Annotated in this window: 11 protein-coding genes; 8 read left to right on the top strand and 3 right to left on the bottom strand. The window is 71.6% G+C overall.

Features of this window, described 5'->3' with window-relative positions; genetic code table 11:
* The first annotated feature begins 365 nt into the window (after positions 1 to 365).
* The 3 genes from KBY97_RS14095 to KBY97_RS14085 are packed head-to-tail and all read left to right on the top strand — an operon-like array spanning position 366 to position 2061.
* A complete protein-coding gene (locus KBY97_RS14095) occupies positions 366 to 1322 on the top strand; it encodes a class I SAM-dependent methyltransferase (protein WP_255147888.1) in 957 nt (318 codons plus the stop codon).
* A complete protein-coding gene (locus tag KBY97_RS14090) occupies positions 1319 to 1582 on the top strand; it encodes a MoaD/ThiS family protein (RefSeq protein ID WP_255147887.1) in 264 nt (87 codons plus the stop codon). Before KBY97_RS14095 ends, KBY97_RS14090 begins: the two co-directional genes overlap by 4 nt.
* A 5-nt stretch (positions 1583 to 1587) precedes the next feature.
* Positions 1588 to 2061: a molybdenum cofactor biosynthesis protein MoaE gene (locus KBY97_RS14085; protein WP_255147885.1), complete on the top strand. Its 474-nt coding sequence runs from the start codon at positions 1588 to 1590 to the stop codon at positions 2059 to 2061.
* Positions 2062 to 2070: 9 nt separating this feature from the next.
* On the opposite strand, the gene KBY97_RS14080 is transcribed toward KBY97_RS14085, so the two are convergent.
* The 3 genes from KBY97_RS14080 to KBY97_RS14070 are packed head-to-tail and all read right to left on the bottom strand — an operon-like array spanning position 2071 to position 4336.
* A complete protein-coding gene (locus tag KBY97_RS14080; protein WP_255147884.1) occupies positions 2071 to 3342 on the bottom strand; it encodes a molybdopterin molybdotransferase MoeA in 1272 nt (423 codons plus the stop codon).
* A 13-nt stretch (positions 3343 to 3355) separates the two neighbouring features.
* Positions 3356 to 3859 carry a cyclic pyranopterin monophosphate synthase MoaC gene (gene moaC / locus KBY97_RS14075; protein ID WP_255147883.1) on the bottom strand — a complete coding sequence of 168 codons (504 nt, stop codon included), beginning with the start codon at positions 3857 to 3859 and terminating at the stop codon, positions 3356 to 3358.
* Between the two features lie 27 nt (positions 3860 to 3886).
* Positions 3887 to 4336: a DM13 domain-containing protein gene (locus KBY97_RS14070; protein ID WP_255147882.1), complete on the bottom strand. Its 450-nt coding sequence runs from the start codon at positions 4334 to 4336 to the stop codon at positions 3887 to 3889.
* Between the two features lie 13 nt (positions 4337 to 4349).
* Here KBY97_RS14070 and KBY97_RS14065 point away from each other — a divergent pair, with 13 nt between their 5' ends.
* The 5 genes from KBY97_RS14065 to KBY97_RS14045 are packed head-to-tail and all read left to right on the top strand — an operon-like array spanning position 4350 to position 9939.
* Complete coding sequence (locus tag KBY97_RS14065; RefSeq protein ID WP_255147881.1) at positions 4350 to 5393, top strand: DMT family transporter; 1044 nt, start codon at positions 4350 to 4352, stop codon at positions 5391 to 5393.
* Positions 5390 to 5956, top strand: a complete 567-nt coding sequence (locus KBY97_RS14060) for a sigma-70 family RNA polymerase sigma factor (RefSeq protein ID WP_255147880.1) — start codon at positions 5390 to 5392, stop codon at positions 5954 to 5956. Before KBY97_RS14065 ends, KBY97_RS14060 begins: the two co-directional genes overlap by 4 nt.
* Positions 5953 to 6675 (top strand): anti-sigma factor domain-containing protein, encoded by a 723-nt coding sequence (locus tag KBY97_RS14055; protein WP_255147878.1) that lies wholly within the window; start codon positions 5953 to 5955, stop codon positions 6673 to 6675. Before KBY97_RS14060 ends, KBY97_RS14055 begins: the two co-directional genes overlap by 4 nt.
* Positions 6676 to 6688: 13 nt before the next feature.
* A complete protein-coding gene (gene arsS, locus KBY97_RS14050; protein WP_255147876.1) occupies positions 6689 to 7687 on the top strand; it encodes an arsenosugar biosynthesis radical SAM (seleno)protein ArsS in 999 nt (332 codons plus the stop codon).
* On the top strand, positions 7684 to 9939 hold the full coding sequence (locus tag KBY97_RS14045; protein WP_255147874.1) for an FAD-dependent oxidoreductase: 2256 nt from the start codon (positions 7684 to 7686) through the stop codon (positions 9937 to 9939). Before arsS ends, KBY97_RS14045 begins: the two co-directional genes overlap by 4 nt.
* The last annotated feature ends 33 nt before the right edge of the window (positions 9940 to 9972 follow it).

The following is a 9972-nucleotide window of genomic DNA, read 5'->3' as shown; positions in this document are numbered from 1 at the left end:
TGGAGCTGGTTTTCGGGTAGTAGGGCTCGATCAGATCGATGAGCGCCTTCCAGGGCACAACCGCCTCCATCTCAGAGAGAAAACGCTCACGTTTGGTGCGCTTTTTGGCTGTGGACTGCTCGTAGTCTCCGAATCCAAGCTGCTTTCCACCCATGAACCCAGTCCTTACCTGCGATCACAAGGCCATTGTCCCGTGAATAGGCTGACTTTTCCAGAGTCTCCCTAGGTGGAGGTCACTTTTGGCTGGTTGGGGTGTGGGAGCGGGGGCCTGGGAGTGCAGCGGCCTCGCTCCGCTGCCATCGTGGTGGCAACCTGACTGCGGATGCTTGCCCGCTGATCTGCGCAAGGTTCCTGTACCTGCCGCCATGCGCCTCTCCCCGAGTCCCCCTCCCAACTGGGTCGACGACCGCACGGTGCTGGGGCGGCTGATTGCGGCTGTGCTGGCGGTGGAGCCGCTGCGGCAACTGCTGTTTCTGCAGGCGCGGCGCATGATGATCCGGACCGCTGAAACCCGGGGCATCCCCTGGCGGCAGCGGCGGGAGGAGTTGCGCCTTCAGGCGGAACCGCTGCTGGAGGCCTGCACCAATCCGGCCACGCAGATCCCCGCCTACTACCGCGCCCGCTTCCACGCTTATCAGGAGGGCAACCTCTGCTGGCAGGCCGCCTGCGAAACCGAGCAGGCCACCGATTCGGTGGCCCTGCGGGTGTGGAAAGAGGAGAAGCAGCTCACGCCCGAGGCCGCCCAGGCGCGCATGCGCGAGGCCATCTACGCCGCGATCGCGCCGAGCCTCAACGCCCCGGTGCGCGACGTGCTCGACATCGGCTGTTCGGTGGGGGTGGGCACGCTGGCGCTCACCGGCTGGCTGGAGCGGCGCGGCTATGGCGCGGTGCAGGTGTCCGGGCTCGATCTCTCCCCGCAGATGCTGGCGGTGGCGCGGGTGCGTGATGCCGGCGGTCGCGTCCACGCCTGGCACCATGCCGCGGCCGAGGCCACGGGGCTGGCGGCGTCGAGCTTCGATCTGATCAGCGCCCAGTTCCTCTGCCACGAGCTGCCGGCCGCCGCCACCCGCGCTGTGCTGGCGGAGGCCCTGCGCCTGCTGCGGCCCGGCGGGGTGCTGGCGCTGGTGGATCAAGACCCCGATGCTGAGGCCATCCGCGCCATGCCAGCGCCACTGGCGACCCTGCTCAAGAGCACCGAGCCCTACCTGGAGGCCTACTTCCGCCTCGATCTGCCGGCGGCACTGTCTGAGGCCGGCTTCGTGGGGTTGAGCCGCGTCGCCTCCGACCATCGCCACCGGGTGCTGGTGGCCACGCGGCCATGACCGCCAGCGTGAACACCACTGTGATCACCGTGCGGCTGTTCGCCGCCCTCAAGGAGCAGGCCGGCTGGGCGGAGCGCCGCCTGGAGCTGCCCGCCGGCGCCCCGGCGCCCACCCCGGCGCACCTGTGGCGGCAGCTGGGGCTGGGGGAGACGCTGCCGGCCCAGGTGCGGGTGGCGGTGAACCAGGTGTTCGCCAGCGCTCACCAGCCGCTCGCGCCCGGCGCGGAGGTGGCCTTCCTGCCACCGATCAGTGGGGGCTGAAGCCGGTGGCTGATCCGCTTGCTGGCAACGGCGCCCTGCAGGTGCAGCTCCACGCCGAACGCTTTGATCCGCTCGTCGTGCTGGCCGACTGGCAACGCAGCCTGGCGGCCGGCGGCACCGAGCCCGCTGCCGCCGAAGCCCATTTCATCGGCCGGGTGCGGGGCATCACGGCGGCAGGGGCGCCGCTGGAGGCCCTGGAGCTGGAGCACTACCCCGGCATGACCGAAGCGCAGATCGCCCGCCTCGCCGCCGACTGCGCCCAGCGCCATGGCCTGCGGGCGGTGCGGGTGGATCACCGTGTGGGGCGGGTGCTGCCGGGGGACACGATCGTGCTGGTGGCGGTGAGCGCCGACCGCCGCGGCCCAGCCCAGCGCGGCGGCCAGGAGCTGCTCGAAGCGCTCAAACACGAGGCCCCGTTCTGGAAACGGGAGTGGAGCGGCGGCGTGGGCAGCTGGGTGGCGGGCAACACGGCCTACTGAGCCCGGCGCTCAGAAGATCGGCAGCCGCAGCAGCTGGGCCCACAGCTCGGTGCCGGCCGCCAGCGCGCCCAGCTCGGCCGGGATCTCCAGCAGCAGGTCGGCGCCCTGGAGCGAACCGATGCGGGAGGAGGCCTGGCTGCCCTCCACCAGCGCCAGCAGCTCCCCCTCCGGGCCCACCTGAAGCCGGGCGCGGGCCAGCTCGGGGCGGCCGGCCCCCCGCTGGAGCGCCGCCGCCAGCCGCACCTTCAGGCGCGGCAACGGCTGCACCGGCGCGCCCTCCAGCAGCTGCAACGCCGGCACCAGCAGCTGCAGCGCAGTGATCGCCGCGGCCACCGGATTGCCGGGCAGTCCGAACAGCGGCACGGTGCCGTCCGCATCGGGCCGCTGCAGCTGCCCGAAGGCAAACGGGCGGCCGGGTTTGAGGAACAGCTTCCAGAAGCTCACCTGCCCCAGCTCCGCCAGCAACGGCCGGATCCAGTCGCTGTCGCCCGCCGACACGCCGCCGGTGCTCACCACCACATCGCAGCCGGCGGCCAGCTCCAGCAGGGCGGCGCGCAGCAGCTCCGGCGCATCGGCCACCACCCGCTGCTCGGCCACCTCCACCCCCAGCCGCGCCAGCAGCGCCGCCAGCAGGGTGCCGTTGCTTTCCCAGATCTGACCCGGACCGCGCGGACTGCCGGCCGGCACCAGTTCATCGCCGCTGATCAGCAACCCCAACCGGGGCCGGCGCCGCAGCTCCAGGGCCGCCACGCCGCAGCTGGCCAGCCGGCCCAGATCGGCGGGGCCCAGCCGCATCCCGGCGGCCAGCAGGTCCTGGCCGGGTGCGGCCTCTTCAGTGGCGGCGCGAATCCAGGGGTTGGGGCCCGCCGCTCGCACCAGGCTCAGGCGCTCGCCAGCGGCCGCCACCAGCTCCTGGGGCAGCACCCGCGTGGCCCCCTCCGGCAGCGGCGCGCCGGTGAGGATGCGGATCGCTTCCCCCTCCAGCAGCGGTGCGGTGTAGGGGGCGCCCGGCGCCGAGCGGCCCACCAGGCGCCAGGAGTGTCCTACCTGCGGGACACTCGCCACCGCCAGGGCGTAGCCATCCATGATCGAGGCGCGGAAGCCCGGCACCGCCGCCGCCGCCAGCACCGGCGCCGCACTCACCCGGCCCAGGGCCTGCAGCAGCGGCAGAGTTTCGCTGCCGGCCAGGGGCGTGAGCGCGGCCAGCACCTGGCGGCGGGCCTCGTCGAGCGGCAGGCCTTCGCGGGGGTAGGGCTCAAGCGGGGCCGCACTGTTGCTCATCGGGGGTGACGGCTCAGGAGGGCACGGCGCCGGGATGGGACCAGCTGCCGTGGCGTCCCCCCGTCTTGCTCAGCAGCCGCACCGGGCCGATGGTCATGGCCGGATCGGCGGATTTGACCATGTCGTAGAGGGTGAGCAGGCCCACCTGCACGGCGGTGAGCGCCTCCATCTCCACGCCGGTGGGGCCGGTGGTGCGGGCGGCGGCTTCCAGGCGCAGGCCGCAGCCATCGGCGCTGGGCTCGATGCGCACCTCCAGGCCCGTGAGCGCGATCGGGTGGCAGAGGGGGATCAGCTCCCAGGTGCGCTTGGCGCCCTGGATCGCCGCCACCCGCGCCACCGCCAGCACATCCCCCTTGGCGGCGCGGCCTTCGAGCACCAGCGCCAGCACCGCCGGGGCCATGGTGATGAAGCCCTCGGCCACGGCGCGGCGATCGCTGGCGGGTCGGTCGCCCACCTCCACCATGTGCACCTCACCGCTGGCGTTGAGGTGGCTGAGCTGGCTTGGAGCAGCATCCATGGCGTCGATCATGGCGCCTAGGGGCGCCTATTTCGCGGGCTGGATCGGTGCCCAGGCCATGGTGGCGTTGAACTGGCGGCACCAGATCAGCACCGACTTCTGCTTGCTCAGATCGATCGAGGCGGGGATCACGTAGGTCTGGCCGCCCTTGCTGGCCTTGAGTGGCGCCAGCACGGTGTAGCTGCCGGGCTTGAGCGGGTAGGCGGGGGGCTTGCTGCCGGCCAGGGGGGTGGCCGAAGCGCTGAAGGCCACCTTGAGATCGGGCGCCGTGTCGCTGGTCTTGAAATTGGAGCTGAGCATCAGCAGGCGCTTGCCGCCCTGCTGCTTGATCACAAAGCCGCCGCTCACCGCTTTTTCGGCCCTGATGAAGGTGCCTTGGTGCTGCTTGAGCTCCATGGCCTGGGCCGCCAGCATGCTGGTGCCGCTGAGGGCAAGCACCGCGGCGGCGCGGCTGACGGTGGAAGGAAGGAACGCCATGTCGGAAGGATCAATGCCAACGGAGACGGAAGGGATACCGGTGGTAGGCAGCGGCGGTTTGCTGGCCCCCCCAGGCGAACGCCGCTGGGTGTTGCCCCTAGCGCTCTACGTGCTGCTGAGGGGGGTCGACGCCACCGTGCTGAAGACCCTGCAGATCCACGGCGCCAACAACCTGGTGGATGGCGAAAACCCGATCAGCTTCTGCAACGTGTTCTTAATGGCGGAACTGGTGGTGGGGCTGGCGGCGCTGCTGCCGGGACGGGCCACGCTGGGCCGGGCGTTGGCGCAGCTGCGGCCGGCCGACCGGCGCCTGCTCGGCCTTGACGCGGCGCTGGGGCTGTTCATCGCCCCGATCGCTTATTACATGGCGCTGCAGTCGCTCTCGGTGATCAGCCAAACGCTCCTGTTCGCCCTGGTGCTGCCCGCCTCGGCGCTGCTGGCCTGGGCGCTGCTGCGGGAACGCCTGCCGCGTGGCTTCTGGGTCAGCCTCACCCTGATCGCCGCCGGCCTGGTGATCGCCCAGCTGGGAATGGCCCCGCTGGACACCCGCATGGATCAACTGGCGGGGGTGGGCTGGGCGCTGCTGGGGGTGGCGGCCTACAGCGGTGCGGCGGTGAGCGGCCGCCGCATCGCCAGCCGCGGCTGGCCCCTGGCGGTGACCGTGGGGGTGCCCTCGATCGCCATGGCGCTGGTGTTCGGTCTACTGGCCCTGGTGCTGTTCGGCCCGCAGCACTTCCAGCTGCTGCAGCTGTGGTGGGTGGTGGGGGTGATCCTGATCTATGCCCTGTGCCTCTCGCTCGGCAGTGAACTGAGCCTGCGGCGGGCCTACCGGCACTGCGATGTGGCCACCGTGTCGCTGTGGGGATCGCTGTCGATTCCAGTGGCGGCCGTGAGCGCTGCGCTGCTGCTGGGGGAACCGATCGGCTGGGCCGGCGGCGCTGGCCTGCTGCTGTTGATGACCGGCGCCAGTTGGAGCCACTGGGCCCGTCCCATCCAATCTGGAACGTCGGCGGTATTCCCACCATGCCGTTCCGATCCGCCCTCGCCGTGCCCGTGAGCCGCTCCGAACCGGAGGCCGCCACCACGCCGCCCCTGCCGACCGGCAGTGAGCAGCACCAGGATCTGGCTGCCCTTTACGACAGCTGCGGCGCGCCGGTCTACCGGCTGGCGCTGCGCCTCTGCCGCTCCCCGCAGGAAGCCGAAGACCTCTGCCACGACGTCTTCGTGCGCTATTGGCAGCAGGGCCGCTACGACCCGAAGCGGGGTCCGGTGCTGGCCTACCTGCTGCTGATGACCCGCTCGATGGCGTTCAACCGTCTGCAGCAGCGCCAGAACCGCTGGCAACTGGTGCAACGCTGGTCGTCCCAACTGTTTCCGGCCGCCGTGCGCAACCCGCAGGAATGCGCCGAGGCCGACGACCTGGCCCTGCGGGTGCGCTCCGCCCTGGCGGAGATTCCCGCTAACCAGCGGCAGGTGCTGGAGATGGCCTACTACGAAGGACTGAGCCAGTCGGCCATCGCCGAGCGGCTGCAGTTGCCGCTCGGCACCGTGAAAACCCGCGCCCGGCAGGGACTGATTCGCCTGCGGACGCTGCTAAACGATTTCCACCCCCAGCCATGAGCAGCGACCACCCCCTCAACCAGCGCTACGGCGCCGACCAACCGTTCGACGTGGATGTCCTGCTGGCCGGCCACGCGCTCGGCGACCTCGACGAAACGGAGCGCAGCCAGCTGGCCGAGCTGCTGCGCCAGCAGCCCGCCCTGCGCCAGCGGCTCGATCAATTCAGCACCACCTTGGAGCTGCTGCCCCTGGCCCTGCCCGTCACCAGCGCGCCGCCGTCGGCCCTGCGGCAGCGGCTGCTGGCGCGCCCGGCAACGCCGCGCCTGCCCGGCCTGCTCGCCGCCGCCCTGGGCCTCGGTCTGCTGGCGGTGGGCGTGCAGCTGCACCGCACCCAGACCCAACTGGCCCAGCTGCAGCAGCAACTGGCCACCAGTGGCGCGCCGCTCAGCGCGGTCAGCCGGCAGATGCCGCTGCGGGCCATGGCGGGCGCGTCAGCCACCAGCGGCGCGGTGATCGTCACCGGCAACCCCAGCCACAACATGCTGCTGGTGGAGGGGCTGCCACCACCGCCGCCCGAGCACACCTATCGGCTCTGGGCAAAGGTGAACGGCCGCCTGGTGGGCTGTGTGCCCTTCGTGCCCGACGCCAAGGGCCATGTGGCGATGCCGATTCCCACCTCCCCCACCAGCCAGGCCAGCAGCGTGTCGGTCAGCGTTGAGCCGCTCGGCGGCTACGGCGCCAGACCCGCAGGCCGCCAGGTCCTCGGCGACACCATCTGACCCCACCCGAGAGATGTCCGCCCAGCCCCCCAGCCCCTGCCGGCCCGCCATGGCCCCCACCCCCTTCCCCGCGCTGCAGCGCCAGGGGCTCGACACCCTCCAGGTGAACCTCACCTACCGCTGCAACCAGGCCTGCGTGCACTGCCACGTGAACGCAGGCCCCACCCGCACCGAAAGCATGACGGCAGACACCCTGGCGCTGATCCCGCCGGTGCTGACGGCCCGCGCTCTGCGTTGCCTCGATCTCACCGGTGGGGCGCCGGAGCTGCATCCCCAGTTCCGGGACCTGGTGCGTCGGGTCCGCGCCCTGGGCGTGGAGGTGATCGACCGCTGCAACCTCACGATCCTGCAGGAGCCGGGCCAGGAGGATCTGGCCGACTTTCTGGCCGCGCAGGGGGTCACGGTGGTGGCCTCGCTGCCTTGCTACCTGCAGGACAACGTGGAGCGCCAGCGGGGCTCCGGTGTGTTCCAACGCAGCATCGACGGCCTGCGTCAGCTCAACGCGCTCGGCTACGGCCAACCGGGCACGGGCCTGGAGCTGAACCTGGTGTTCAACCCCCAGGGGCCGGTGCTGCCGCCGGAGCAGGGGCCGCTGGAGGCCGACTTCCGGCGCGTGCTGGCGGCCGATCACGGCGTGGTGTTCAACCGGCTCTATGCCCTGGCGAACATGCCGGTGAAGCGCTTCGCGGCGGTGCTGGGCGCCCAGGGACTACTGGATGACTACCTGGAGCTGCTGCGCCGCAGCCACAGCGACGCCAACCTGGAGCAGGTGATGTGCCGGCAATTGATCAGCGTCGACTGGCAGGGCTACCTCTACGACTGTGATTTCAACCAGCAGCTGGGCCTGGTGATGGCGGGCGATCCGGCCGCCGCGGCGGGGCCTGACAACCGCCCCCACCTGCGCGATCTGCTGCGGCGCGACCCCAGCGGCGATCCGATCCAGGTGGCCGACCACTGCTTCGGCTGCACCGCCGGCAGCGGCTCCAGCTGCGGCGGGGCGCTGGCGGCTTGACGCCCAACGCCGCTGCAAGCGGCGTGTCGCGCTGGCTGCTGCTGCTGGCGCTGGCGGTGCTGGTGGCGCTGTTCTTCCTCCTGGATCTGCCCCAGGCGCTCAGCGTCGAGGCCCTGCGCGACGCCCGCAGCGAGCTGCTGGCCTGGCACCAGCGGGCCCCGCTCAGCGCCGCCGTCGCCTACGCCCTCACCTACGTGCTGGTCACCGGGCTCTCCCTGCCCGGCGCCGCCGTGCTGACGCTGGCCGGAGGCGCGGTGTTCGGGCTGGGGCTCGGCACCCTGCTGGTGTCGTTCGCCTCCAGCGCCGGCGCCACCATCGCCTTCCTGCTGGCCCGCACCCTCCTGCGCCAGCCGGTGCAACAGCGCTTCGGCGCGCGGCTGGCGCCGATCGAGGCGGGCCTGCGCCGCGACGGGGTGCTCTATCTGCTCAGCCTGCGGCTGGTGCCCGTGGTTCCCTTCTTTCTGGTGAACGTGGTGATGGGACTCACCCCGCTCCCCATCCGCTCCTTCTATCTCGCCAGCCAGATCGGCATGTTGCCCGGCACCCTCGTCTACGTGAATGCCGGCACCCAGCTGGCGCAGCTGCGCAGCCTCGAGGGGATCCTCACGCCGCCGCTGCTGCTGTCGCTGGCGCTGCTGGCTGCCTTCCCCTGGATCGCGCGGCTGGCGCTGCAGGCCTGGAAGCGCTGGACGCTCTACCGCCCCTGGACCCGGCCGGCCCGCTTCGATCGCAACCTGATCGTGATCGGCGCCGGCGCGGCGGGGTTGGTCACCGCGTACATCGCCGCCGCCGTGAAGGCGAAGGTGACCCTGATCGAAGCCGACCGCATGGGCGGCGACTGCCTCAACACCGGCTGTGTGCCCAGCAAGGCCCTGATCGCCACGGCCCGGGCGGCGGCGCGCATGCGCCAGGCCGATCGCTACGGCCTCACGCCCCACAACCCCAGCGTGTCGCTGCCGCAGGTGCTGGAGCGGGTGTTCGCCAAGGTGGCGGCGGTGGCCCCCCATGACAGCGCCGAACGCTACGAAGGGCTGGGGGTGGAGGTGCTGCGCGGCCATGGCCGCCTGATCGACCCCTGGACCGTGGCGATCCGCAGGGGCGACGGCGGCGAGGAGCAGCGGCTCACGGCGCCCGCGATCGTGCTGGCCACCGGCGCCAGCCCGGTGCTGCCGGATCTGCCGGGCGCCGATGGGGTGGGTCTGCTCACCAGCGAAACGCTCTGGCAGGCCCTGCGGGACTCTCCACTGGCGTCGCCGCGCCTCGTGGTGATGGGGGGCGGTCCAGTTGGTTGTGAACTGTCCCAGGCTCTGGCCCGCCTGGGCGCCCGGGTCACCCTGCTGCAGCGGGGCCCGCAGCTGCTCAGCCGCGAAGACCCCGACGCCGCCGCGCTGGTGCACCAGGCCCTGGAAGCCGACGGGGTGCGGGTGCTCACCGGCTGCACGGTGCGGGGCTTCGAGCGGCGGCCGTCAACGGCAGCACCGCTCGCCCCCGGCTGCCCGCCGGACGCTGACGGCGGACAGACTGACGGTGGACAGAAGGTGGTGCTGATCAGCACCGGCGCTGCCGAAGCCCCCGAGCACAGCGAGCTGCTCTGCGATCAGGTGCTTTGCGCCATCGGCCGGCAGGCACGGCTGAGCGGCTACGGCCTGGAGGAGCTGGGCATTCCCACCGGCCGCACGATCGACACCAACGCCGCCCTGCAGACCCTCTTGCCGAACATCTACGCCGCCGGCGATGTGGCCGGCCCCTGGCAGTTCACCCACACCGCCGCCCACCAGGCCTGGTACGCCAGTGTCAATGCCCTGTTCGCTCCGTTCCGCCGCTTTCAAGTCGATGGGCGGGTGATTCCGCGCACCACCTTCACCGATCCGGAGGTGGCCGGGGTGGGGCTCAACGAAGCCGAAGCCGCCCGTCAGGGGGTGGCGGTGGAGATCACCCGCTTTCCGCTGCAGGAGCTGGATCGGGCGATCGTGGAAAGCGCCGAAACCGGCTTCGTCAAGGTGCTCACCCCGCCCGGCAGCGACAGGATCCTGGGGGTGTCGATCGTGGCGGAGCAGGCCGGCGAGCTGCTGGCGGAGTTCGTGCTGGCGATGCGCTGGCGGCTCGGGCTCGGCCGGATCCTCTCCACCATCCACGCCTACCCCACCTTTTCAGAAGCCAGCAAATCCGCCGCCGGGGCCTGGAAGCGGGCCCATGCCCCCCAACGCACCCTGGCGCTGCTGCAACGCTTCCACGCCTGGCGCCGTGGCTAAGAGCCCCCGTGGGAAGGTATGGGCATTGCCGCG

It is taken from the genome of Synechococcus sp. ATX 2A4 (genome assembly GCF_024346375.1).
In the GTDB taxonomy this organism is placed as follows: domain Bacteria; phylum Cyanobacteriota; class Cyanobacteriia; order PCC-6307; family Cyanobiaceae; genus MW101C3.
Note: the sequence above shows the minus strand (reverse complement) of the source record. Positions and strands in the feature narration are given on the sequence as shown.

Excerpts from the sequence above, each read along its gene's own strand:
- KBY97_RS14095 (WP_255147888.1), top strand. The coding sequence starts at position 366 with ATGCGCCTCTCCCCGAGTCCCCCTCCCAACTGGGTCGACGACCGCACG.
- KBY97_RS14090 (WP_255147887.1), top strand. The coding sequence starts at position 1,319 with ATGACCGCCAGCGTGAACACCACTGTGATCACCGTGCGGCTGTTCGCC.
- KBY97_RS14080 (WP_255147884.1), bottom strand. The coding sequence starts at position 3,342 with ATGAGCAACAGTGCGGCCCCGCTTGAGCCCTACCCCCGCGAAGGCCTG.
- moaC (WP_255147883.1), bottom strand. The coding sequence starts at position 3,859 with ATGGATGCTGCTCCAAGCCAGCTCAGCCACCTCAACGCCAGCGGTGAG.
- KBY97_RS14070 (WP_255147882.1), bottom strand. The coding sequence starts at position 4,336 with ATGGCGTTCCTTCCTTCCACCGTCAGCCGCGCCGCCGCGGTGCTTGCC.
- KBY97_RS14065 (WP_255147881.1), top strand. The coding sequence starts at position 4,350 with ATGCCAACGGAGACGGAAGGGATACCGGTGGTAGGCAGCGGCGGTTTG.
- KBY97_RS14055 (WP_255147878.1), top strand. The coding sequence starts at position 5,953 with ATGAGCAGCGACCACCCCCTCAACCAGCGCTACGGCGCCGACCAACCG.
- arsS (WP_255147876.1), top strand. The coding sequence starts at position 6,689 with ATGTCCGCCCAGCCCCCCAGCCCCTGCCGGCCCGCCATGGCCCCCACC.